Origin of the sequence: Bdellovibrio sp. GT3 (assembly GCF_037996765.1) — a bacterium.
Lineage (GTDB): Bacteria > Bdellovibrionota > Bdellovibrionia > Bdellovibrionales > Bdellovibrionaceae > Bdellovibrio.
Genome location: NZ_JBBNAD010000001.1, coordinates 161,154 through 184,535 on the forward strand (window position 1 = coordinate 161,154; position 23,382 = coordinate 184,535).

Consider the following 23,382-nt stretch of genomic DNA (forward strand, 5'->3'; position numbering starts at 1 on the left):
AATTATGAAATTTAACAGGCATAAACTTCTGGTCACAAGTTTAATAACTGCATTGGTTGCGGGCTCTGTAGCCCCAGTCCATGCAGCTCCTCCGAAAAAAGGGAAGAAGGCGGCCCCTGCCAAACCTACGGCAGCTCCGTCTTCGGCTCAATCCCGTGCAAGAACGGTCGGGGAGTTGTTGGCACAAGCTGATCGCGAGAATGCCAAGGCCAAGAAGGATTCCACGGCGCTTCCAACTGCAAATCTGGGATTTGCGGCTCAGGCGAACCAAGTGAACCTGAGTGCGGTAAAACCGCCTCGCTCTTCTGAGATCATGCAGGCTCGCAGCAAGGGCGACCAAAAAGCTCAGTACGAGAAAATCCTGGATCAGCAGATTCAAGAGCTTTATAAACTGACCCAAAGATTCAAAACAAGTCCGAACCGTGGTGAGCTGTGGCTGCGCCTGGCGGAACTCTATGTTGAAAAAGCCAGTATCGTGGATTCCCGCAAGCAGGATGAGTACGATGCAAAACTACGTGCTTTCCAGGAAAAGAAAACCAACCGCAAGCCGGTTCTGGAGCTTGCTGAGGCACGTGACTACAATCGTAAAGCCGTTCAATTGTACGAATGGTTCCAGCGTGACTTTCCAAAAGATTCCAAAATGCCTCAGGCGTTATTCTTCCTTGGATACAACTACTTCGAATTGGGCGACGTAAAAAAAGGTGCTCAGTACTACGAGGATTTGACCAAGAAGTATCCAAAGTCCGCGTTCGTGGGGGAAGCTCACTTCGCCTTGGGTGAATACTATTTTGAGAATGAGAAATGGTCGGATGCTTATCGTGAATATACTTTCCTGATTAAGCAAAAAAGACACCGTTTGCACACTTTCGCGATGTATAAAGGCGGCTGGTGTTTGTTCCGTCTTGGAAAAGTACAGCAAGGTTTGGCGTATCTTGAATACATCATTAAAAGCAGCCGTCAGGAAGAGGCTGAACAGGTGGCGGGTAAAGCCGTCAATCGCACTCGCCTTGAAGGTGAGGCAATGCGTGACCTGGTCGTGTTCTATGCTGAAGGTGGTGATCCTGCCAATGCCGCGAACTATTTCGATGGTTTGATCGGTCAGGGTAGTGATCAGTATCTGGAAAGACTGGCATATCAGTACCAGGCTCGTGGAAACAAAGAAGCGTCCCGCGAAATCTTTAAGCTGTTGATTGCTCGTAATCCGACTTCGCCAAAATCTTTCGAGTTCCAGTACCAAATCGTACAGAACTTCTTCTATGCCAAGAACACAACTCGTTTCAAAGACGAATTGTATGGCTGGGTGAAAGACTACGGCAAAGGCAGCGACTGGTTTGCGGCTAATAACAAGAACAAAGAGTTGATGGACAGTTCATATAAATTACGTGAAACAACATTGCGTAACTATATTTTGCAACAACATCAAACAGCGCAAAACTCCCGTGCCCAGTTCTCGCAAACTCAGGCCAACGAGGGTTATAAGCTTTATCTATCTGAGTTCACTGATTCTCCGTCTATTGGTGATATGCACTTCTACTACGGGGAGTTGCTATACGATATGCAACGTTACGACGAAGCTTACGCGCAATACCAATGGGTTGCTGAAAAAGCTCCGACGAGCAAATTCTATGCAAAAGCCGCTCAGAACTTGATTTTGTCAGTGGAAAAAACAATTCCGACAGACGCCGAAATGCAGAAGCGTGTTGGGAACTCCCTGGATCCGGTTCCATTGGATCCAAAAGTGGAGCGCTTTATCAAAGCTGGCAGCTGGTATGCAGCGAAGTTCCCGCAGTCTGAAAAGACTCCGGAGATCAAATTCCGTATTGGTCGTCTTTACTATCAATCGAATCACTTCGATGAAGCGGTTAAAGTATTCCGCGACATCGTTAAGAACAATCCCAAATCCAAGTACGCGGAATACTCTGCGAACTTGATCCTGGATGTGTATAACCTGAAAAAGGACTATGCGGGTCTGGAGAAAGTCGGAGCAGAAATGCTTGCGGTTCCATCCATTGCAGCATCGCCAGTGGGTAAAGATATCAAAGGGGTTATGGAAAAAGCCTCTTTCAAAAAGGGTCAGGATCTGGAAGGGCAAAAGAAATTTGCGGAGTCCGCGCAAGCATACGAAGGATTTGCGAAAACAAATCCGGGATCCAATCTGGCGACGACGGCAATGTACAATGCTGGTATCAATTACGAGCGCGCCGGCCAAAACGGCATGGCTATTGCCGCATATAAAGGCATTTTGTCATCCAAGGATCCAGAGGCTGAAAAGCTAAAACCTAAAGTTCGCAGATTCCTGGCAAAACAGTATCAGGATTCAGCGCAGTTTGAAGAGGCAGCCAAGCTTTACAAACAACTTGCTTTGGAAGCACCGAAAGATCCGTTGTCTCCGAACATGATGTTTAATGCTGCAGTATTGTACGATGCTTTGGGTCGCAGTGATGAGGCTATCCGCGCATACACTGAGTTCACGAAAATGAACAAGAAACGCAGTGAAAACGTGGAAGTCCTTTATAGCATCGCGACGATCCATCGTAAGGCGGATCAAAAAGGTGCGGCAATTCGCAACTATATGGAATATGTCGAAACTGGTGGTCGTGATCAGGAAAAAGTGGTCGAGAGTGCTTATTGGGTTTACGAGCTGTCCAAAGAAGTGGGTGCGATCACTCGCTCCAAAGAATGGGCTGGCAAAGTTGTATCGATCCAAAGACGTTTTGCTCCTAACAAAAAAGGCCCGGGCGCTTCTTACGCTGCCAAGCTGAAGTTTGCGGATGCAATGACGACGTTTAAGGAAATGCGCTCAATCAACTTCCCGGCGAACCCTGCCAAGCAAAAAGCTGCGGCTGACAGAAAGATTGGTTTGTTGACAAAGCTTTCCGGTGAGCTGGTGGATGTGATCAAGTACGACAGTGCCGAGGAGATTATCAGTTCTTTGGCGCTATTGGGTGATGCCAATACAAACATGGCTCAGGCGATCACAAACGCACCATTGCCTGGTGGTTTGAATCCAGAAGAAACGAAGCAGTACAAGGCGGGCGTCGAAAAATTCGCGGAACCTTTTGTGGGTAAAGCGAAGGACTCTTACAAGGCCTGCGTGGATCGTGCATGGGAACTTGAAGCATATAATGATGCTTACCGTGCCGCCCTGGACTACATGAGCAAAGTGGACCCGGTTAACTACTACAACGGTGGTGAAGTCGGCTCTGAACTTCGTCTGGTGAATTGGATGGGTCAATAATGAAAAAGTATCTATTGTTAACAGTTCTATTTATTGCCGCATGTTCTTCCACTCCGAAATCCAACGAGAGTTCAGAAGACATGATGGGTATGGACAGCGTGGCAGATGCTCCAATGCCGGAAGCTCCGGCTGCGGAAAAAGCGCCAGAGCCAGAGCCGGAAGCTCCGAAAGCGGCTCCTGTCGCATCCTCTCAGTACTCGAATTTAAATTCTGCGATTAAATCCCAGAATGACGAGGGGATCTATCGTGCGGCCACGGATATTCTGGCACAAAATGGCAACGATGCCCGTGCTCTGAATGCCCTGGCGATGTACCACTTCAAAAAGAGTCGTTTTGATCTGTCCCGCTATCTGTTGAGCAAAGCCATCGGTGCAAATCCGAATATGGCCGAGCTTTACTCAAATTTGGGTGTGGTCCAGTTGGCGCAGAATGAAAGACGTGAGGCGATCAAATCCTTCAAGAAAGCTCTTTCAATCAATTCGATGGAGCCTGTTGCTTCTGCAAACGTAGGTTCCATTTACGTCCAGGAGAAAGACTATAAAAAAGCTCTTTTGACTCTGGAAGTTGCTTACAGTCGTGGTGTGAAAGATCCACGAGTGATGAACAATTATGCAGTGGCATTAACTGCTACAGGCAGTTACGACAAAGCCGCCGACCTATACAAGAAAGTCGTCAAAGAGGACAGCAACAACCGTGAGGCGATGCTGAACTACGCTATTCTTCTTGTCGACAAAATGGAAAAATATAAGGACGGTCTGGACGTTATCAGCAGACTAAAGTTCGTGGGTGGACCGGCAGGGTCGAGTAATAAAATAAATGCTTTGGAGAACAAGGCCAAAGCAGGTTTAAAATAAGTTAATCCTCGAGGGAGTGAACCATGTTGCGAGTAATAAAATACATATCTTTGCTTGGAATCATATCCATGGCTTGCAATTTTGCTTACGCACAAGATGCTAAGAAAGAGCGTAAAGCAACACTGAACTTCGAAGATGAATTGGTTGAAGGGGGCACTCAAAAACCAGAGTTGTCCTATCTCTTCCAAAAGAAAAATTTCAATTATAAAAGATTGATCAAGTTAAGGGAAAACTTCATTCCTGAGATGAGAAAATCAGCAGAAGACATTCAGCGAGTTCGAGGTAGTAATTGAGATCGCCGTTAATATTCAGAATCTTTAAGGATAACCAACTTATTGGAGTGAAGCAGTTCGATCAGGATCAGATCGTAATTGGTCACTCTGAGGAAGTTCATGTCGACCTGGATGGTGACGGAGTTTCTCCGATTCACTGTTTGTTGGAGAGACGTGATGCCGGATACTATATCTGTGACTTGGGATCCCAAACCGGAACATTCAAAAATGGCCAGGCCATTCTTGATGAAAGCATTACTTCAGGCGATGAAGTGAATGTAGGTCCGTTCAAAATTGTATTCTTTCTTGGAGTGCCAAAACCAAAAGGTCCGCCTCCAGGCGAAGTGAAAATGGAAGATGCTGCGGCAGTTCCGGTTCCACCGGTTGAACCGCCAGTCGCGCCAGCTGTGATGGCTGCTCCGCCACCAGCTCCAGTAGCAACTGAGACGGTGACTGTGGCTCCTGTCGCTCCTCCTCCAGTGGAACCACCGGCAGCTCAAAAAGCTGAACCTGTTGCACCTCCACCACCAGCGGCTGAGAAAAAAGAAGAAGTTAAAGTTGCGATTCCAACTGTAATGCCGGTGATTGATGAAAAAGCACCAGCAGCTCCGGTTGTGACTGCGGCAGCTCCAGCGGCGACGCCATCTCGTCCGGAGATCCGTCCCGGTAAAGTTTCTTTCAAGAAAGACAAAAAGAAAAAAACCTTTGCTCCTCCAAGTGAGGTAAAGGATTTGAAATCTTATTTGAAGCCGGGCAAAGGCCCAACGGTTCAGGTTATCGTTGCTTGGAAAGAGCGCGTACTGAATACGTATAACTTCAAAGGCAATCAGCCGGTCAGAGTGAACCTGGGTGAGGATAAACCTGACAGCATTGCGCTGCCAGAAGGTATTCTGCCAAAGGGCTTCCAAATTCTGGACATGGCGGGTGGTCTGAAAGTTAATACCACTGCCGAAACCAAAATCGAACTAATCGGTGCGACAGGTTCTGTCAGTGTCGAGGAATTGGAAAAATCAGGGCGCGCGCAAAAAGCCGGCGCTGGTTATTCCGTTCGCGTTGATCAAAACGAAATGCTTTGCCTGACATTGCCAGGTGGAATGATTGAACTTTACGTTCGTTTCGTTCCTCAGGCTCCGATTGTGCCTATCACGAACGTGATGCTATCCGGTTCTGAATTGACTGGATTGGTGATGTCGATGGTTATCGTCGGATTGCTTGCGCTGTATATCTCCGCAACAACACCGGATGACTGGGAAGAAAATAAGCAAGAGGACGTGCAGCGTATTGCTCAGGTTATTTTTGACAAGACGCCAACGCCTCCGCCAAAGCCGACTCCTGAGCCGAAGCCGCCAGAGCCGTCTCCGACTCCGGTACAACAACCAACTCCGACACCAACTCCAAGAAAAGTTGTCGTGTCTGACAAGGACAAAACGGCTCAACAGAAAAAGCCCGAGAACAAACCTCAGTTGGCGCAAAAAGCCCAGACTGCGGCTCGCGCAAGCGAAGTGGCGCCTAAAGAAACCAAAGATCGTACTAAGAAGTTCACTTCCACTCGCCAGGGTGGCGCAGTGAAAATGGGTGAAACTGCCAGTGCGAATGCTCAGTCCAAGAACAAGGATCTGTCCAAAGTGGGTCTGTTCAGCGCTTTCGGTGGCGGCGGTAACCGTGGTTCCATCGACAAAGCTTACTCCGGTCAGGGCGAAGTTTTGGGTATGGCCGATCGTGCAACCGGTACTTCCGGTATGAATGAAAACAGAGCGGGTGATGATCTTGGTTCGAAATTCAAAGACTCTGGTGCCGGTGGTAAAGGTACTGCGACTCAAGGTATCGCAGGTATCGGAACCAAGGGTCGTGGGTCAGGCCAATCAGCTTACGGTGCTTCGGAAGGTTTCGGTTCGAAATCCCAAGTGGCAATCGAAGGCGGCGGTATGGAAGAGTCGTTTGACGGTACCATCGATAAAGAGGCTATCCGTCGTGTGATTCGTGCCAAGCTTCACGAAGTTAAGAGCTGCTACGAAAGAGCACTTAACACTGTTGCGAAAGGCACTCGTTTAGAGGGTAAAGTGATCCTGGGCTGGGAAATCGTGGCACAAGGTCAGGCTCGTAACGTGGTGGTGAAGAGTTCTTCTCTTGGTAACAAACAAGTGGAGAATTGTATCAGAGATCGTTTGGCAAGTTGGACATTCCCGGAACCTCCAGCAGGTCTCGTGGCAGTGATCGAAGCTTATCCATTCGTTCTGAACCAACAGTAGATTTTAAAGTAAAAGAATTAAATAAGTTACTCTAATAGGAGGAGTTTCCGTGAACCCAACAGACGCAGCAGCAGCAGCAACAAACGCAGCAACTAACGTAGCAGTGCAAGTTGCAACCGGTGATAATATGAATTTCATTCAACGTGCCTTCCATGAGGGTGGATTCGTGATGTACATCATTGCGGCAATCTTCATCATGTCGATCATGGTTATCGTTGACCGTATTATGAAGTTGAAAAACTTGAACGTGGATAAAAAAGAATTCACGGATCAGATTTTCCGCATGGTGGTGGCAGGCGATCTTCGCCAGGCTATTTCTTATTGCGACGCTCGCCCAGCAGCTTTGACGAACACAGTTAAAGCCGGTCTTGTGCAAGCAATGAACAAACGCCCGGATGAAGAAATCCAAGTGGCGATGGATGCAGCAGTTATGAGAGAGATGCCAAAAGTTGAGGGTTGGGTTTCCTTCCTTGCAGTTTTCGGTAATATCGCCGTTCTTGCGGGTCTATTGGGTACGATCGTAGGTATGATCGGGTCATTTAAGGCCGTGGCGGTTGCGGATCCTGCGACTAAATCCATCGAACTTTCAAAAGGTATCTCGCATGCCCTGAACTGTACGGCATTCGGTCTTTTGGTTTCGATTCTTTGTATCGTTGCTTACGGTTTGTTCCAGCATCGTATTCAAAAAACTGAGAACGAAGTTGTTGAAACCAGCATGAGTCTTTTGAATCTGGTTGTAGCAAACAGAGAAAAAATCAGAGATTAATTTTTTTGAGAGTTTAGAGGTTTAGCATGGCTCACATAGAAGAGGGTGGCAAAGGCGGCAGGGCGAAGAATATCGAGTTGAATCTCGTGCCTGTCATTGACTTGATGAGCGTACTTATTACGTTCCTCTTGATCTCCGCCGTTTGGACTCAAATCTCTATGATTCAAATTGGTAGTTCCTTGTACGGTAAGAAATCCGACACTCAGCCAAATCCGACTCCTCCGCCAAATGCGGATGTGGTGTTGAAGGTGGACGTGAAGCCTGTTGGTTATGTTTTAACTGTTGGGAAACAAGTCATCAGTCTTCCGATGCAAGCGGGACAATTTGACGATGCGGGCCTCATTGCGCAACTTCAAAGAGTTAAACAAATCTATCCAGAAAAAGTGGATGCAATCCTGACGATGGCAGATGATCTGCCATACGAGCAATTGATCAAAGCAATGGATAATTGCCTGATCTCAGGATTTAGTGCGATTTCAGTCGCAACAGGAGCGCCTCAATAATGGCAATCTTTAAACCGGGCGAGAGACATCGCTATCATAATATTTTGAGCAAGCGTAAAGGGAAGCGTGGCGTGACGGCAGTTCTGTCTTTGACAGCGATGGTCGACATGTTTACGGTTCTCGTGATCTTCCTTCTTCAAAACTACAATACGACGGGTGACATTCTTTACATGCCAAAGGAAGTAACGCTTCCTAAGGCAGCCAGCGTAAAAGAATTGAAACCGGCTCACGTAGTGACGATCTCCAACAAGGAAATCGTTTTGGACAGGGATGTGGTTGCCACTTTTGATGAAGTTCAGGCAACAGGTGCAGATGACTGGAATATTCCTAAGTTGAAGGAGCAGTTGACTGCAGCTTTGGCAAAAAGCAAAGCAGAACACGAAGCGAAACTGCAAAACAAAATCAGAAATGCTGTTGATCAAACAAAAGGTCAAAGCAATAACCCTGAGGATGATAATGCATGGAGCAAAGTGACCATCCAGGCCGATAAGGGTATGGATTTCCTGACTGTGAAAAAGGTAATGTTCACAGTGACGGAAGCTGGTGCCGGCGAAATCAATTTCGCGGTGATCAAAAACTCTAACCAGTCGACTTCTACCCAATAGTTTGGGTAGAATCGCTACATGGCCAAGTTCAAGAACCTCATTTTTACAGCACTTTTAGTTTTGTTATTCGTTGAGGTTCTTATTGTCTTTCCTCAAAAACTTGAACACGAAGACGATGCTCAGGTTCAAGCACGCGTAGAACTCCAGGAAAAAAGAAAAAAAGAGCTCGAAGAACTGGGTAAAGATGCCCAGCAAAAACCGGCAGGTGGCACCATGGCGGATCAGCGCATGGGTGGTGTGCATTTGGTGGAAAGCCAAAAAGGTCAAAGAGACTGGGAGCTGTTTTCTGAATCAGCCGAAGGCAGTCAGGGCAGCGGCAACTGGAAGCTTAAAAAAGTCCGCGTATTCTTTTATAATCAGGAAAAAGTTGAATTCACCGCAACTGGTGATGAGGGCACGATCGATGCGGCCTCAAAAGATTTGAAGATCGAGGGCAATGTTATCACCCGGTCAGAGAATGGCTATGTTTTCAAAACTCCCGGGATCTCGTACTCTTCAGTTAAAAGACTCATCGAGAGCCCCGAGACAGTTTATATGGAAGGACCTGCAGACAGCACCGGCGGCGGCATGATCGTTCGTGGTCGCAGCATGCAGGTTTTCGTGGATCAGTCCAAGATGGTCATTCGGGAAAAGGTCACGGCCACAAAGTCCATGAGTCAGGGCAAGCGCTTTGAGATTGATGCCGATGGCGCAGAATTTAGTGGAAAAAACAATACGGCGCGGTTTTTAGGCGCGGTTCGAATGAACTACGATGGAATGAGATTGGAAGGCCCTGAGGCCAGCTTCCTATATGATCGCGGCGCAAATATTTTGAGTACCATCAGCATCATGGGGGGCGTGAAAGTCAGTGATGCGGATAAGTTTGCGACGGCAGATGTCGTAAACCTGGACCTTTTGGCAAATAAATATGTATTCAAGGGGAAACCCAAGGTCATTCAGAACAACGATGAGCTGAGTGGCGAGGAAATCATCTTTCTCGATGGCGGGAAAAAGGTTAAAGTTGAAAGAGTACGCGCCAAGATGGAGAGCATGGACAAATGAGTATTCTGACCATCAAAGAAATTTCAAAGAGCTTTAAAAAACGCAAAGTCGTTAACGGAGCCTCGTTTTCGGTTGAGTCCGGGCAGGTCGTGGGTCTTTTGGGTCCCAACGGGGCTGGTAAGACGACTTCGTTTTACATGGTCGTGGGGATCATTCAACCCGATAACGGCGTGATCCATCTGGATGACGAGGATATCACCAAAGAGCCCATGTATAAACGGGCTCGGGTGGGACTTAGCTACCTGGCGCAAGAACCCAGTATTTTTCGTAAACTGACTGTGGCCGAGAACATCACTGTGGCTCTTGAAGCCCACGGTTTTAGCGGTGCCCAGCGTGCGGAACGCTTGGAACTGTTGATCTCTGAGCTGCGCATTGGACATATCCGTGACAGCTATGGATATGCTTTGTCGGGTGGTGAGCGTCGCCGTGTGGAGATTGCTCGCGCTTTGGCGGGAGAGCCCAAGTTCCTTCTGCTGGATGAGCCCTTTGCGGGTATCGATCCAATTGCGGTCGGTGACATCCAGAATATCATCCGCGAACTTAAGGCCAAAGGTATAGGAGTTCTCATTACGGATCATAACGTTCGTGAGACTTTAGGTATTTGCGACTATGCTTATATACTAAAGGACGGAGCAATTCAGGTCAGCGGAAGTGCTGACGAAATCACTCAATCTGAATTGGCCCGCAAATTCTATCTTGGTGAGAATTTTAGACTGTAACGCTTTGGCGCGTTTTTCAGAAAGGTAAACAATGGCTCTTCGACAGACCATGAACCTGAGTCAATCTCTGGTCATCACACCGCAGCTTCAACAGGCCATCAAACTGTTGCAGATGTCGCGTATGGAACTGGAGTCAGCGGTGCGTTCTGAATTAGAGGAAAATCCGATTCTTGAAGAAGCAGAGCAACTGAAAGAGGAAGATCTCCAGCGTACAAAGGAAGCCGCTGACGAAGTCGGCGACGGTGCCGGAGAGACGGCCAACGAACAGATTTCCCAGGATCCGCAAAAACAAGATGAGTTTGAGTGGGAATCCTATATTGAGCAAAATCAAAAACCTCCTCAGTCCGGCATGGCTGGCTCTGAAGAGATCATGAACTATGAAAACGTCATCACTGCTTCTCAAACCTTGCACGATCACCTTTACTGGCAAGTGAAAATGAATGGCTTCTCTGAGGAAGAGGAGCGCGCAGCTGATGCGATTATCGGTGCGATTGATGATGACGGTTATTTCAAAGTTTCTATCGACCAACTTGCCGAAGAAGAGAAGTTGGACAAGGGGTTGTTGGAAGACACCCTGACCCTGATTCATGAGTTTGATCCTCCGGGTGTTGGGGCTCGTGACCTTAAAGAATGTCTTTTGATCCAGGCCAAGCATCTTGAGGAAGACACTCACGATCTGGTGAATTTGATCACGAATCATCTGAAAGATCTGGAAAAGAAGAATTACGAAGCCATTGCGAAAGCATTGGGGCGTGATATCGAAGACGTGGTTGATATGTGTAAGATCATCTACGCCATGGATCCAAAACCGGGTCGTGCCTTTGTTTCCAGCGACACTCACTATGTGACACCGGATGTTTACGTTTACAAAGTTGGTGACGACTACGTGGTGTCTTTGAATGAAGACGGTTTGCCGCGTTTGAAAATTTCGAACTTTTATAAAAACATGCTGAAAAGTGGCAAAACCACGGGCGACAAAACTCAGGATTATATCCAGGAGAAATTGCGTTCAGCAGTTTGGTTGATTAAATCCATTCATCAAAGACAAAGAACGATTTATAAAGTTGCCGAGTCGATCGTAAAACATCAACGCGACTTCTTTGAAAAAGGTTCCGAGCATTTGAAACCGATGGTCTTGCGCGATATCGCCAATGACATCGGGATGCATGAATCAACAGTCAGTCGTGTAACCACGGCGAAGTATGTTCACACCCCGCAGGGTATTTACGAACTGAAGTACTTCTTCAATTCCGGTATTGCGTCGGGTGACGGGGATTCATTGGCAAGTGAATCAGTGAAGGTGAAAATCAAGGACCTGGTTGCCAAGGAAGATCCAAAAAATCCATTGTCAGATCAGAAGATCGTGGATTTGTTGAAAGTCGACGGTATTCAAATCGCCCGTCGTACTGTTGCCAAGTACCGTGATGTTTTGAAAATCCTTCCGTCTTCGCAAAGAAAGAAGTATTTCTAGTACTGCACGCATAATTCAGATTACTGAAATCCCCGCGCGGCTCGTGCGGGGATTTTTATTTGAGGAGTTGTCATGGACCTGAAGAAGCTTATTACGGATGTCCCAAACTTTCCGCAAGAGGGGATTCTATTCCGGGACATGTCGCCGCTGTTGAAAAATCCTGAGGCCATGCACTACGTTTCACACAATCTCGTAAACGGAGTTGATTTATCGCAAGTGCAATATTTTGCGGGAATAGAATCCAGAGGGTTCATTTTGGCTGCTCATCTGGCGGCAACTCATGGGAAGGGCTTCATGCCCATTCGTAAAGCGGGCAAGTTACCCCCGCCCACGCGCCGACTTTCCTATGCTTTGGAGTACGGAACGGCCGAGATCGAGCTTCCAGTAGGGGGCGGAAAGATTATGATCGTGGATGATGTTTTGGCGACGGGCGGAACTTTGCAGGCAGCCATTGATTTAAGCACGATGGCTGGGTATACAGTGCAGGCAGTGGCGGTTCTGGTGAACCTGACCTTCCTGAACCAAATGAAGTTTAACGGCAAAGAGGTTTTTTCCCTTGTACAATATTAATGACGTCGCACTTTTGATGGCACTTCCTCATGAATCCCAGAATGTTTTCGAAAATGAGAATATTCAGGTTCACTATACGGGTATCGGCAAAGTGAATGCCGCTTTGACCGCGATGGATGTCATTCATAAAACAAAATGCAAAGTCATTATTAACCTGGGAACTGCCGGCAGCGCTAAATTCAAAACTCACGAGCTGATTGAGGTTTCCTCTTTTGTTCAAAGGGACATGGATATCACTCCGTTGGGCTTCAAAGTCGGCGAAACTCCCTTTGATCCTATTCCGGGGCAAATTGATCTGATCCCGTATTTTGCGGAACTACCCCATGGAATCTGCAGTACCGGGGACAATTTTGAAACGGGCACTCCTAAGATTCCTTGTGACCTTGTTGATATGGAAGGCTATGCAATTGCCAAGGTCTGCCGCAAGATGGGCGTGCAGCTGATTTCGCTTAAATACATCACGGATGGGGCAGACCATAACGCCCATAATGACTGGGCCGCGAACCTTTTACCGGGCGCTAAGAAATTACTCTATTTTTATCAGCGTATGGTTTCAGTTCCACCCAAATAACCCGACAAAATTTATTTTCTCAAAGTGAGATTTTAAATTAACCGCAAATTTATTCCTCCGGTTCTCATTATAGAGCTCATCTTTGGTCCAGCAGGGCCGATAAGAAGTTCAGGAACACACTAGAAGGCCTTGAAAGGGGCTGGAGGAGATAAAATGAAATTGAACACAACCTTTAAGCATCTTGATCACTCCGATTCACTTGTAACCTATACGGAACAGCGTATGGAGGAGATTGGTCAGTTTCTGCTTAGAGAGGGTTACGGGTCCGTTTACTTCAGCAAAACCAAGAATGAATTTTGTGTGGAGATTTCCGTAAACACCCGTGAGAAGTATTTTAAGGCCTCTTCGTTTGGTGTGGATGCCTATGCTGCTGTAGATGCCTGTGTGGACAAGCTTGAAAAGCAATTTTTGAAGACAGCCAAAATGTACAAGGATCACAAGAAGCCAGAGCTTTCCAAAGAAGGTCGTCTGAATCAGATGCTTCGCGTCCGCAAAGCAGCTTAATGCAAAGTTGAAAAACAAATGTAATTAACAAAAGGTGGTCGATGACCACCTTTTGTTGTTTAATGTGCTGATGAAAAGCACCGAATCTGGCATTTTTTTTGGTAATTGGCTGTTTTCCTCTGTTGTGGAAGATGATGCGCTTACCAGGTCCTATAAGTATCGCCTGTTGGTAGCAATCACTCTGTTAACTGGTTTGTTCATGTGGATGTATGGCATCCTCTCTGTAGTTCTGGTCGTGGATAAGCGACTGGCAACCATTGGATTCACCTGCGCCTTAGTTCATGCATTCTGTCCGATGTGGTACAAGATCACTCGATCCATAACTTTTGCGACCTATGTGATGGTGGCCGCAGGAATGACCTTCCAGACTGCGTTTGCTTATTTTACCGGTGGATTTTTCGCTCCCACTTTATTCTGGATTGCGGTTTTACCGATGATCGTGGGCATTCTGACCAATAAGACCCACGCATTGACCTGGATATTTATCTGCGTTGCGGGTTATGCGCTCATGTTCCTTGCGCAGACCCGAGGCCTGGTGCCGCCAAACCAATTGTCAGAAGATGGCAAAGTCGTGGTTCAGTTTATGGTCGGCTTGGGGTTGATCGCTCTTGTTGGTGGATTCTCCTTGTTCTTCATTGAGCTGGGCTATTTTTATCACAATAAAATTTCCGCAAAGAACATGCAGATTCGCCAGCTGTTTCGTGCCATCACTCATGACATCCTGAATCCTTTGGCGGTGGTGGAGATGACTCAAACCAGAATTCAAAATCGCGTACCGGAGTTGGAATCAGAGCTCAGTCACTCCAAGAAAATTATAGGCAATATTCGCAGCACAGTTGAGAACGCCCGTCACTTTGATGCCGCTGATTCGGGCCGAGTGGTGCTGAATATACTGCCAGTATCCATGAATGGTTTGTTGGAGTCGGTGTCAGTGTTATTTGCCGAGCGCTTTCGCGAAAAAAACCTGACCTTGGAAATCAGCGAGGAAGTGAAGTCTGCCTTCGTTTTAGGTGATGAGATCAGTTTACGAACTCAGGTTGTCTGCAACGCCATCTCCAATGCGATCAAATTTAGCAATCCTGGCAGTAAAATTGAAGTGACCGGGGTTTCTCACGGCACTGAGTATGAAGTGGTTATTAGGGACTACGGGGTGGGAATCCAGCCGGACCGCATTTCTCAATGGGAGCTTGCGGGGGCGCTGTCTTCCTCGCCAGGCACTTGGGGTGAAAAAGGGACTGGTTTTGGACTTTTACTCATGAAGCACTACCTCGATAAAGCTCATGGTCGTCTGCAGATACACAGCATATGTGATGGTTTAGACTCTGCCAGTCGTGGAACTCGGGTCAGTCTTTTCCTTAAGAAGGCCCCGGCAATTGGTTGACCCCCAAATTCGACTTTGATAGGTTGCGAGGCTGACTTAAAGTACAGTCAATCAATCCTTGCTGCACTCTGCCCCGGTTAGTGTGCAGCAGCTTCGTCCATAAGGAAAAATAGAAGTGAAAAACTATCTTTTTACGAGTGAATCTGTTTCTGAAGGCCATCCGGATAAAATGGCCGATCAAATCTCTGATGGCATCCTGGATGCTATTCTGGCTCAAGACCCAAAAGGTCGTGTTGCCTGTGAGACTTTGCTAACAACAGGTTTGATCGTTGTTGCTGGTGAAATCACGACTTCTGCAAAAGTGAACTTTTCAGAAGTGGCTCGTGATGTTGTTAAACGTATTGGTTATGACCATTCTGACAAGGGTTTTGACTACAAAACTTGCGCCGTGACGGTTGCAGTTGGCCAACAGTCTCCAGACATCGCTGTCGGTGTTAAGGAAACTCTGTCTGATGATCAAGGTGCCGGCGATCAAGGTTTGATGTTCGGTTACGCAGTTAACGAAACTCCAGAGTTGATGCCTCTATCCATCGCTATGTCTCACAGACTGGTTAAGGATTTGGCGACTCTTCGTAAAGCCAACAAAGTGGACTGGTTGCGCCCGGATGCTAAATCCCAAGTAACTGTTCAGTACGAAAACGGTATCGCAAAACGCATCGATGCAGTGGTTATTTCCACTCAGCACGCTGACAGCGTTTCCAATGCGACAATCAAAGAATTCATCACTGAGGAGTTGATCAAAAAATCAATCCCAGCTCAGTGGATCGACGCAAAAACCAAATTCTTCATCAATCCAACGGGCCGTTTCGTTACGGGTGGTCCAATGGGTGACGCTGGTTTGACCGGCCGTAAAATCATCGTGGACACTTACGGTGGTCACGGTGCCCATGGTGGTGGTGCATTCTCTGGGAAAGATCCTTCCAAAGTGGATCGCTCAGCTGCTTACGCAGCTCGTCATATCGCTAAGAACATCGTTGGTGCAGGTTTGGCAGATCGCTGCTTGCTTCAAGTTGCTTACGCGATTGGTGTGGCTGAGCCGGTTTCCATCACAGTAAACGATTTCGGTACAAGCAAAGTTGGCTCCGAAGTGCTTGAAAAAGCAGTTCGTCAGGTCTTTGACTTGCGCCCAGCTCGCATTACGAAGGATTTGGACCTTTTGAGACCGATTTACTCTCAAACTGCTGCATACGGCCACTTCGGTCGTACTGAAGAAGGTTTCTCTTGGGAGAAATTGAACAAGGTTGAAGAGCTTAAAGCGGCTGTAAAGGGCCTGATCTAGTTCCTTGATATTTCGAAATTTATTAATCATTGCGCCGAGTTGTCTCTAGCAACTCGGCGCTTCTTTTATAATAATGGCGCCAATGGATCCAAAGTTTATACGTAACTTCGCAATTATCGCACACATCGACCACGGTAAATCTACTCTGGCAGATGGACTTCTTTCTGCAACCGGTTCCCTTTCTGATCGTGAAAAGAAAGAACAGTTCCTTGATAACATGGAGCTTGAGCGTGAACGCGGGATCACAATCAAAGCGCAAACTGTATGCTTGGATTTTAAATCCAAAGACGGTAACGACTATCAAATCAATTTGATCGATACTCCGGGGCACGTGGACTTCTCTTACGAAGTTTCCCGTTCACTGGCGGCCTGTGAAGGCGCGATCCTGGTTGTCGATGCCGCTCAAGGCGTGGAAGCGCAAACTCTTGCGAACGTTTATCTCGCAATGGAAAATAATCTTGAGATCATTCCAGTTTTGAACAAAATCGATTTGCCATCTGCGGACCCTGAAGGCGTTGCAAGACAAATCGAAGATACAGTCGGACTGGACACTACAGGTATCATTCACGCGTCTGCCAAAGAGAAAATCGGTATCACTGATATTCTTGAAGCGATCGTGGAAAAAGTTCCGCCACCAAAAGCTGACAAGACACTGACTCCTCGTGGGTTGATCTTTGACTCTTGGTTCGATGCGTATCAAGGCGTTGTTGTCTTGGTTCGTATGATGGATGGTACGATTAAAAAAGGCGACAAAATCAAATTCATGGCGACAGACCGTGATTACGAAGTTTTGCGCATGGGTAAATACAAACCATTCCCGGCTCCTCAAGAAACTCTTGAAGCAGGCGAAGTGGGCTTTATCATCTGCGGTATCAAAGACATCCGTGACGTTAAAGTCGGTGATACAGTGACCAGTGCAAAACATCCAGCGACAGAGCCGTTGGCAGGTTTCCAAAGAATCAAGCCGATGGTATTCGCGGGTATCTTCCCGGTTGTTGCTTCTGAATATGAAAGCTTAAAAGACGCCTTGGATAAGTTGTGCCTGAATGACTCTTCTTTGTCTTTCGAGGTGGAAAAATCCGCGGCCCTTGGCTTCGGTTACCGTTGCGGTTTCTTGGGGCTTCTGCACATGGAGATCGTACAAGAGCGTTTGGAGCGTGAGTTCAATCTTGATTTGATCACGACAGCTCCGACCGTTGTGTACCAAATCACGCAAACGGACGGCACGGTCTTGATGTTGGAAAATCCATCAGGCATGCCAGATGAATCAAAAATTGCAAAATTCGAAGAGCCTTATGTGAAGGTGACGTTGCATACACCAACCGAGTATATCGGTGGTATCTTAAAGCTTTGTGAAGACAAGCGCGGCGCCCAGCTTAAGATGGAGTACGTGAACGAAAAGAAAGTCATCATCGAATACAAACTTCCGATGAATGAAATGGTTATGGATTTCTATGACCGTTTGAAATCCATCTCCAAGGGTTACGCCTCTTTAGAGTATGAATTCCTGGGCTTCGAGGAAGCTGACCTGGTTAAGTTGGATATTCTTATCAACTCTGAACCGATCGATGCTTTGTCATTGATCGTGCACAGATCCAAAGCGGTCACTCGTGGCCGTAAACTGACCGAGAAGATGAAAGAGCTTATCCCTCGTCAGCAGTTCCAGATTAATATTCAAGCTGCGATTGGTTCGAAAATCATCGCTCGTGAAACTCAAGGGGCGATTCGTAAAGACGTTACAGCCAAATGTTATGGTGGTGACATCTCCCGTAAACGTAAGCTTCTGGAGAAACAAAAAGAAGGTAAGAAGCGCATGAAGTCCGTCGGCTCGGTCGACGTTCCTCAAGAAGCGTTCTTGGCTATCTTGAAAGTAGAGGACTAAAAGTATGTCTAAGGATCAGGCAAACAAACCAAAACCATGGGACTGGAGAACGAAACACTTTTGGACTGAAGGTTGGGGTTCACTCTTCCTTGCAGTATTCATCGCGTTGTTCATTCGTTGGGGCTTCGTTGAAGCGTATGTCATCCCATCAGGATCCATGCTTCCAAGCTTGTTGATTCACGACCATATTTTTGTGAACAAGTTCACTTACGGTTTGCGTGTACCATTCAGCGAAAACTGGTTGGTTAAATTTAGCGAACCTAAGCGTGGTGAAGTGATCGTTTTCAAATTCCCTCGCGACATGAGCACGTTCTTTATTAAACGTATCGTGGGTGAGCCGGGCGATAAAATCTATTATGAAAACGGGACCCTTTATATCAACGACAAACCAGTTGAAAAGAAAGTTCCGTCCTCGCAAGTGGATTTTGATTGGTTGCGCGACGCTGACTTCACTCGTGACGGCAACGTCAATGATGCGAAATCCAACTATGTGGAATTCACAGAGGCACTTCCTCCTGGTAAAGTGGGCGGAGAAGGCAAAGATCATTCAATCTTGCTTCGTAAGGGCGACTTCTATGACACTTTCGGTCCGGTTGTAGTTCCTGAAGATCACTTGTTCGTGATGGGTGATAATCGCATGAATTCAATGGACAGCCGTGTGTGGAGTTTCCTGCCTAAGCAAAACATCCTGGGACGCGCGATGTTTGTGTGGTTGTCATGCGAAGAAACTATTCCTGCGCTACCAATGCTGTGCAATCCGTTGACGCTACGTTGGAAGCGATTCTTCCATCCTGTTAACTAGTCAATGAGTTCAGAAACACCAGTTGAAAAAAATTTGAAAGGAACGTGGAATCAGGCGATTCTAACGTTCCTTTTTCCTATCCTGCTGGTGTTGGGTGTGCGTTGGTCTATCGTAGAGCCATTCGTTATCCCATCGGGAAGTATGATCCCGAATCTTTTAATTCACGATCACATTTTGGTTAAGAAGTTTTCCTATGGGTTGCATTTGCCATTCAGTGATAAATGGTTGCTGCAGTGGAGCTCTCCAAAACGCGGAGACGTCGTGGTGTTCAAGTATCCGGAAAATCCGGATGTCTACTACATCAAAAGACTGATTGGGCTTCCCGGGGATGATATTGTCGTCAAGGCTGGTCAAATTACTTTGAATGGTGAAACCTTGCGTTTGGACTCGCAGCAAAGTGATCTGTTTGAATCCGGCTTCACCTATTTCAAAGAATACTTCGATGGCGACTCTCATTTGATTCGATTTATGGATTATAAATTCGAAGACGATCCGCCGGCGCAAACCTTCAAGGTCCCAGAGGGGCAGTATTTTTTCATGGGCGACAATCGCGATCAATCCAGTGATTCCCGGGTGTGGGGCTTCGTAAAGTCGGATTATGTTGTGGGACGGGCCTGGGTCATTTGGTTATCTTGTGACAGCACTTTGCCATCCATGCGTTTCATGTGTGACCCCGCGCAAATGCGATGGTCTCGATTGTTTAAAACAATTCAATAAAATCAAACACTTAAGAATCGATCAAAGTTTAAACAAACGGGTTTGTTTTACACAATAATGCTAAGCATTATTGTGAGGTCTCTGGTCTGTGGTAGTACTCCCAAATCAAATCCAAGGAGTAAAACCATGAAGATGCTTTCTTTTGCTATGACACTATTGATGTCAGTAAGTGCGTTTGCTTACAGCGCGAACTATACGAATCTTGAAGATCGTACAAACTATGTTGAGGCAGTCAGTGCTTCCAACCAAGACGGTGTGATTTCATTGCGCGTAGTAGTTGAAACAGACGGCAAGGTTTTGCCAACTGTTCTTGTTTCTGAACAAGCGAATGGTTTCAAATGTAAGGTGACTGACGTTTTGTTGTTGGATAGCTCATATAATTCTGCAAAAAAAACGTTCACTCAATCTGTGGAAGCTAAAGTTATCTGGACTCCAGGTCGTGAAAACAGCGGTTGTTTAGTGGAGTTCTTCCACAAGTCTTTGTATGGCACCAAGGCTGTGATTTTCATGGAAAACAGAGATGTAAACCCATCTCCGATTTATGAGGACGAATACTAGTTTTTTCGTATCTTCAAAAAAGCTATCCGCGATTATAAAAGTTGGTTAAGATTCTTCCATGACTCGTTGGCGGGAATACATAACAACTTTGGTAATCGCGGTTTTTTTTGCGCTCTTTGTGCGGAGCTATCTGGTTACCGCTTACAAAGTTCCCACCGGCTCCATGCAGCCAACTCTTAAGCCAGGCGATTTTATTTTCTCCTCGCGAGTGGCTTACGGTATTCAAATTCCATTCTCTGATAAAAAATGGCATCTGACTTTTCCAGAACGCGGCGACGTCGTGGTCTTCAACTATTCCAATCAACACGAGATTTCGAACGTAAAGCGTGTTGTGGGGTTGCCAGGGGATAAGATTCAGATAGTGGATGGTCGTTTGATTCTGAATGATCAGCCCCTTGAATATGTGATGGTGAGTGGCAGTGATGCCGACAATCCAAATCATGACCTGTTCGAGATCTTCGAGGAGAAAACTCAGGATTCTTCCTGGAGAGTGATTTTTCAAAAACAGTCCCAGGGGAAAGATTTCGGCCCCATCATAGTGCCGCCGGGTGAAGTCTTTATTCTAGGTGACAACCGCGATGCAAGTGACGACTCGCGCTATTGGGGTACAGTTCCATCTTCTCAGATTATGGGAAAAGTGGTGTTGATCTGGCTTTCCCTTGATTGGCAGGAGAAATGGGGCGGAGATCGTTATCCTTCGGTGCGTTGGAACAGAGTTTTTTCCTCCGTTCATTGACAGGAAACCTTCAGCCTTCTAGGCTGTTCTTCTAGATGTCATCTAGAACTCAGCACTCCATTCTTGATTTAGTTAATCTTGAAAAAGAAAAAATCGGCCGTCTTTTTTCAACAGCAGACCAGTTGGCAGCCAATCCATTTTTAACATCCAAGGGCTTCGGCAAAACCGGGGCCCTTTTATTTTTTGAAGCCAGTACCCGCACACGCATGAGTTTTGAAACGGCTTGTGCGCATTTGGGTGTGTATCCGATGTTACTTGATGGGAAGTCCGGCAGCAGCCTTGAAAAGGGTGAGACTCTTGAAGACACCGTTTTAAATGTCGCTGCGATGAAGCCGGCGTTCCTGGTGATTCGCTCTGGAGACGACCTGGATTTCAATGCCATTGCTGCGCAAGTTTCAATGCCCATTATAAATGCTGGTTGGGGAAAAAAAGGGCATCCCACGCAGGCGCTGCTGGATGCATACACCATCAGGAAGCATTTAGGTTCTATTGAGAATCAAAAAGTTCTGATTGTCGGGGATGCTCGTCACTCTCGAGTGGCAGCTTCGCACCTCGAACTTGCCGCTAAGTTGAACTACGAAGTCGCCTTCTGCGGACCGCAGGAGTTTTTGCCGGTTCACGCGAAGGTAAAAGTATTTGAGACATTGTCTGAGGGCCTGAAGTGGTGCTCGGTGGCCATGGCTTTGCGAGTACAGTTGGAGCGCCATCAAGGGCAGCACTCACTTGGGAATTATCGCAGTGATTTTGGATTTACCGTTGAAAATTTAAAGAGTCTTTCAAAGGATGCTCTGATCATGCATCCGGGGCCCATCAATCAGGGAACCGAGATGGATACAGAGGTTTTGCAGAAGGACTCCCGTTGTCGTGTTTTGGATCAGGTCAGCAACGGTGTATTAATTCGTCAGGCGATTTTGCTCGATGTTTTGGGGGGATTATGAAAGGTTGGCTTGTTTTAGAGACGGGCGAAGTATATCAGGGCGCTTGGCACGGTGGTGAAAATCGTGCAGGCGAAGTGGTATTTAATACGTCCCACTCAGGCTATGAGGAAATTGCCACGGATCCCTCTTACTTCTCTCAGATTGTAGTGATGACCGCCCCGATGCAGGGGAACTACGGAATTGAAGACGCTGCATGGGAGTCCCGTCAACTTTGGATCGAAGGATTTATTTGTCTGGAAGTTCAGGATACAGAGCGGGACCAAGCCTGGAAAAAGCGTTTGATCGGCAACAAGATTCCGATGCTAACTGAATTGGACACTAGACACTTGGTTCTTCGACTTCGTAAAGGTGGGACACCTTGGGGGGCGTTGGTTCAAGCGGCCGATGAATCCCAGGCCAAGGCAATTGCCCAAGATTTGATTGGTAAAAAGAAAACTTTGGATAAGGATTGGGTCTATCTGGCGTCACGACCGGCTCCCGAAGTTCGTCGTGGTGACACCATGGTGGGCCCGCGGGTGGCTGTCTTGGATTTTGGCAGCAAAGAGAATATTCTGCGCGAGCTGCAAAACCGCTGTTCTGAAATCAAGATATTCAACAGCCGCAGTACTGTGCAGGAAATCATGGAGTACAATCCAGATGGAATCATGCTGACAAATGGCCCCGGTGATCCTGCAGATGTTAAAGTGGCAATCGGCACGGTTAAGGAGCTTTTGGGAGTAAAACCCATCTTTGGGATTTGCATGGGTCATCAGATTCTGGGACTCGCTCTGGGAGGCAAGACCTATAAGTTGAAATTCGGGCATCGTGGCAGCAACCATCCGATTCAGGATCAGATTTTAAATCAAATTTATATGACCAGCCAGAATCATGGGTACGCCGTGGACCCAGCGACCTTGCCTGAGGACGTCAAAGTGACGCATACCAATCTAAATGATGGCACTGTGGCAGGTTTTTATAGTGAAAAAAGAAAGTGTTTAGGAATACAATATCATCCTGAAAGTTGCCCAGGCCCGCACGAGGCGAGTGGCCTGTTTAGTTATTTTGTAGAGCGGATGATATGAACGAATACGAAAAGTTAATTGAGAAGATTCTTAATCATTTTGTGAGCGATGCCTTCAGGGATGAGTTGGCTATGGCCAAAAAGGAATTCTTTGAAAATGCGGGAACTCTGGATGAAAATTCAGAACACTATGAATCCCGCATGGCACAGTTTTATGACTGGTATTTCTTTACGCGGGAATTGAAGGGTTTCGGTCAGACTCCTTTGGACGCCTGCCACCTGGTTCGCGAGTTGCGATTTACTGAAGATGAAAAAGATCTTATCGAAGTCCTTAAAAAACATCGTCATTCCATCTTTGAATTTATCAAAATCAAAAATGGCGACGTGTATATCAAGGATCTGATGGCGAATAAGAAGTTGGTGGTTAAAGAATCATCTTACGTATTTGGTTTTGATCCGGATGAGCTGTTCGAGGTGCGTTTGATCCCACAAGGGGAGTCTTTTATTTTCACGCGCGGATTCTGCTTTCATCCTGAAAGTGCCAAAAAGTTCATCTTGAGCGAGGTTAAACGTCATCGCAAGGATCCGGATTTGGATCCTGATCTTATGATGCTTCGTTTGATCAAGATGAGATACAAGTTTGAGCAGTACAAGCATGTAAGGCCAGAGATGATTTACTCCAACGAGGGTAAGCTCGGTATTTAGTTTTATTTTATTTAACTCCGG

Annotated in this window: 23 protein-coding genes; all 23 read left to right on the forward strand. The window is 46.7% G+C overall.

What is annotated here, in order from left to right; all coding sequences use genetic code 11:
• Positions 1 to 4 precede the first annotated feature (4 nt).
• The 23 genes from AAAA73_RS00665 (at position 5) to AAAA73_RS00775 (ending at position 23,361) form a co-directional block, all read left to right on the forward strand.
• Entirely contained in the window at positions 5 to 3,238 is a 3,234-nt protein-coding gene (locus AAAA73_RS00665) for a tetratricopeptide repeat protein (protein WP_340596216.1), read from the forward strand.
• Positions 3,238 to 4,092, forward strand: a complete 855-nt coding sequence (locus AAAA73_RS00670; RefSeq protein ID WP_340596217.1) for a tetratricopeptide repeat protein — start codon at positions 3,238 to 3,240, stop codon at positions 4,090 to 4,092. Before AAAA73_RS00665 ends, AAAA73_RS00670 begins: the two co-directional genes overlap by 1 nt.
• 23 nt (positions 4,093 to 4,115) lie before the next feature.
• A complete protein-coding gene (locus tag AAAA73_RS00675; RefSeq protein ID WP_340596218.1) occupies positions 4,116 to 4,385 on the forward strand; it encodes a hypothetical protein in 270 nt (89 codons plus the stop codon).
• Between the two features lie 47 nt (positions 4,386 to 4,432).
• Entirely contained in the window at positions 4,433 to 6,613 is a 2,181-nt protein-coding gene (locus tag AAAA73_RS00680; protein ID WP_340596219.1) for an AgmX/PglI C-terminal domain-containing protein, read from the forward strand.
• Positions 6,614 to 6,662: 49 nt separating this feature from the next.
• Complete coding sequence (locus AAAA73_RS00685) at positions 6,663 to 7,379, forward strand: MotA/TolQ/ExbB proton channel family protein (RefSeq protein WP_340596220.1); 717 nt, start codon at positions 6,663 to 6,665, stop codon at positions 7,377 to 7,379.
• Positions 7,380 to 7,405: 26 nt separating this feature from the next.
• Positions 7,406 to 7,882, forward strand: coding sequence for a biopolymer transporter ExbD (locus AAAA73_RS00690; protein ID WP_340596221.1), 477 nt, complete (start codon positions 7,406 to 7,408; stop codon positions 7,880 to 7,882).
• Complete coding sequence (locus AAAA73_RS00695) at positions 7,882 to 8,487, forward strand: ExbD/TolR family protein (protein ID WP_340596222.1); 606 nt, start codon at positions 7,882 to 7,884, stop codon at positions 8,485 to 8,487. Before AAAA73_RS00690 ends, AAAA73_RS00695 begins: the two co-directional genes overlap by 1 nt.
• A gap of 18 nt (positions 8,488 to 8,505) precedes the next feature.
• Complete coding sequence (lptC, locus tag AAAA73_RS00700; RefSeq protein ID WP_340596223.1) at positions 8,506 to 9,528, forward strand: LPS export ABC transporter periplasmic protein LptC; 1,023 nt, start codon at positions 8,506 to 8,508, stop codon at positions 9,526 to 9,528.
• Positions 9,525 to 10,247, forward strand: a complete 723-nt coding sequence (gene lptB, locus AAAA73_RS00705; RefSeq protein ID WP_340596224.1) for an LPS export ABC transporter ATP-binding protein — start codon at positions 9,525 to 9,527, stop codon at positions 10,245 to 10,247. Before lptC ends, lptB begins: the two co-directional genes overlap by 4 nt.
• A gap of 31 nt (positions 10,248 to 10,278) precedes the next feature.
• A complete protein-coding gene (gene rpoN / locus AAAA73_RS00710; RefSeq protein ID WP_340596225.1) occupies positions 10,279 to 11,718 on the forward strand; it encodes an RNA polymerase factor sigma-54 in 1,440 nt (479 codons plus the stop codon).
• Between the two features lie 72 nt (positions 11,719 to 11,790).
• A complete protein-coding gene (locus tag AAAA73_RS00715) occupies positions 11,791 to 12,288 on the forward strand; it encodes an adenine phosphoribosyltransferase (RefSeq protein ID WP_340596226.1) in 498 nt (165 codons plus the stop codon).
• 16 nt (positions 12,289 to 12,304) lie between these two features.
• A complete protein-coding gene (locus AAAA73_RS00720) occupies positions 12,305 to 12,859 on the forward strand; it encodes a phosphorylase family protein (RefSeq protein WP_413583471.1) in 555 nt (184 codons plus the stop codon).
• A 153-nt stretch (positions 12,860 to 13,012) separates the two neighbouring features.
• A complete protein-coding gene (gene hpf, locus AAAA73_RS00725) occupies positions 13,013 to 13,363 on the forward strand; it encodes a ribosome hibernation-promoting factor, HPF/YfiA family (RefSeq protein WP_340596228.1) in 351 nt (116 codons plus the stop codon).
• Positions 13,364 to 13,433: 70 nt separating this feature from the next.
• Complete coding sequence (locus AAAA73_RS00730) at positions 13,434 to 14,744, forward strand: sensor histidine kinase (protein WP_340596229.1); 1,311 nt, start codon at positions 13,434 to 13,436, stop codon at positions 14,742 to 14,744.
• 115 nt (positions 14,745 to 14,859) lie between these two features.
• A complete protein-coding gene (metK, locus tag AAAA73_RS00735) occupies positions 14,860 to 16,023 on the forward strand; it encodes a methionine adenosyltransferase (protein WP_340596230.1) in 1,164 nt (387 codons plus the stop codon).
• 82 nt (positions 16,024 to 16,105) lie between these two features.
• On the forward strand, positions 16,106 to 17,905 hold the full coding sequence (gene lepA / locus AAAA73_RS00740) for a translation elongation factor 4 (RefSeq protein WP_340596231.1): 1,800 nt from the start codon (positions 16,106 to 16,108) through the stop codon (positions 17,903 to 17,905).
• A 4-nt stretch (positions 17,906 to 17,909) separates the two neighbouring features.
• Complete coding sequence (gene lepB, locus AAAA73_RS00745) at positions 17,910 to 18,707, forward strand: signal peptidase I (protein WP_340596232.1); 798 nt, start codon at positions 17,910 to 17,912, stop codon at positions 18,705 to 18,707.
• A 3-nt stretch (positions 18,708 to 18,710) separates the two neighbouring features.
• Entirely contained in the window at positions 18,711 to 19,424 is a 714-nt protein-coding gene (gene lepB / locus AAAA73_RS00750) for a signal peptidase I (protein WP_340596233.1), read from the forward strand.
• 126 nt (positions 19,425 to 19,550) lie between these two features.
• Complete coding sequence (locus AAAA73_RS00755) at positions 19,551 to 19,982, forward strand: hypothetical protein (RefSeq protein WP_340596234.1); 432 nt, start codon at positions 19,551 to 19,553, stop codon at positions 19,980 to 19,982.
• A 58-nt stretch (positions 19,983 to 20,040) separates the two neighbouring features.
• A complete protein-coding gene (gene lepB, locus AAAA73_RS00760) occupies positions 20,041 to 20,718 on the forward strand; it encodes a signal peptidase I (protein WP_340596235.1) in 678 nt (225 codons plus the stop codon).
• A 35-nt stretch (positions 20,719 to 20,753) separates the two neighbouring features.
• Complete coding sequence (locus AAAA73_RS00765; RefSeq protein ID WP_340596236.1) at positions 20,754 to 21,656, forward strand: aspartate carbamoyltransferase catalytic subunit; 903 nt, start codon at positions 20,754 to 20,756, stop codon at positions 21,654 to 21,656.
• Positions 21,653 to 22,717, forward strand: a complete 1,065-nt coding sequence (carA, locus tag AAAA73_RS00770) for a glutamine-hydrolyzing carbamoyl-phosphate synthase small subunit (RefSeq protein ID WP_340596237.1) — start codon at positions 21,653 to 21,655, stop codon at positions 22,715 to 22,717. Before AAAA73_RS00765 ends, carA begins: the two co-directional genes overlap by 4 nt.
• Positions 22,714 to 23,361: a hypothetical protein gene (locus AAAA73_RS00775; RefSeq protein WP_340596238.1), complete on the forward strand. Its 648-nt coding sequence runs from the start codon at positions 22,714 to 22,716 to the stop codon at positions 23,359 to 23,361. Before carA ends, AAAA73_RS00775 begins: the two co-directional genes overlap by 4 nt.
• Positions 23,362 to 23,382: the final 21 nt, after the last annotated feature.

What these genes read in the sequence shown, in the direction of transcription:
- AAAA73_RS00730 (WP_340596229.1), top strand. Translation starts at nt 13,434, where the DNA reads ATGAAAAGCACCGAATCTGGCATTTTTTTTGGTAATTGGCTGTTTTCC.
- AAAA73_RS00670 (WP_340596217.1), top strand. Translation starts at nt 3,238, where the DNA reads ATGAAAAAGTATCTATTGTTAACAGTTCTATTTATTGCCGCATGTTCT.
- AAAA73_RS00720 (WP_413583471.1), top strand. Translation starts at nt 12,305, where the DNA reads ATGGCACTTCCTCATGAATCCCAGAATGTTTTCGAAAATGAGAATATT.
- AAAA73_RS00675 (WP_340596218.1), top strand. Translation starts at nt 4,116, where the DNA reads ATGTTGCGAGTAATAAAATACATATCTTTGCTTGGAATCATATCCATG.
- lepB (WP_340596235.1), top strand. Translation starts at nt 20,041, where the DNA reads ATGACTCGTTGGCGGGAATACATAACAACTTTGGTAATCGCGGTTTTT.
- AAAA73_RS00715 (WP_340596226.1), top strand. Translation starts at nt 11,791, where the DNA reads ATGGACCTGAAGAAGCTTATTACGGATGTCCCAAACTTTCCGCAAGAG.
- lepB (WP_340596233.1), top strand. Translation starts at nt 18,711, where the DNA reads ATGAGTTCAGAAACACCAGTTGAAAAAAATTTGAAAGGAACGTGGAAT.
- AAAA73_RS00665 (WP_340596216.1), top strand. Translation starts at nt 5, where the DNA reads ATGAAATTTAACAGGCATAAACTTCTGGTCACAAGTTTAATAACTGCA.
- AAAA73_RS00690 (WP_340596221.1), top strand. Translation starts at nt 7,406, where the DNA reads ATGGCTCACATAGAAGAGGGTGGCAAAGGCGGCAGGGCGAAGAATATC.
- lepA (WP_340596231.1), top strand. Translation starts at nt 16,106, where the DNA reads ATGGATCCAAAGTTTATACGTAACTTCGCAATTATCGCACACATCGAC.
- AAAA73_RS00765 (WP_340596236.1), top strand. Translation starts at nt 20,754, where the DNA reads ATGTCATCTAGAACTCAGCACTCCATTCTTGATTTAGTTAATCTTGAA.
- AAAA73_RS00755 (WP_340596234.1), top strand. Translation starts at nt 19,551, where the DNA reads ATGAAGATGCTTTCTTTTGCTATGACACTATTGATGTCAGTAAGTGCG.
- hpf (WP_340596228.1), top strand. Translation starts at nt 13,013, where the DNA reads ATGAAATTGAACACAACCTTTAAGCATCTTGATCACTCCGATTCACTT.
- AAAA73_RS00775 (WP_340596238.1), top strand. Translation starts at nt 22,714, where the DNA reads ATGAACGAATACGAAAAGTTAATTGAGAAGATTCTTAATCATTTTGTG.
- lptB (WP_340596224.1), top strand. Translation starts at nt 9,525, where the DNA reads ATGAGTATTCTGACCATCAAAGAAATTTCAAAGAGCTTTAAAAAACGC.
- lptC (WP_340596223.1), top strand. Translation starts at nt 8,506, where the DNA reads ATGGCCAAGTTCAAGAACCTCATTTTTACAGCACTTTTAGTTTTGTTA.
- AAAA73_RS00695 (WP_340596222.1), top strand. Translation starts at nt 7,882, where the DNA reads ATGGCAATCTTTAAACCGGGCGAGAGACATCGCTATCATAATATTTTG.
- carA (WP_340596237.1), top strand. Translation starts at nt 21,653, where the DNA reads ATGAAAGGTTGGCTTGTTTTAGAGACGGGCGAAGTATATCAGGGCGCT.
- rpoN (WP_340596225.1), top strand. Translation starts at nt 10,279, where the DNA reads ATGGCTCTTCGACAGACCATGAACCTGAGTCAATCTCTGGTCATCACA.
- lepB (WP_340596232.1), top strand. Translation starts at nt 17,910, where the DNA reads ATGTCTAAGGATCAGGCAAACAAACCAAAACCATGGGACTGGAGAACG.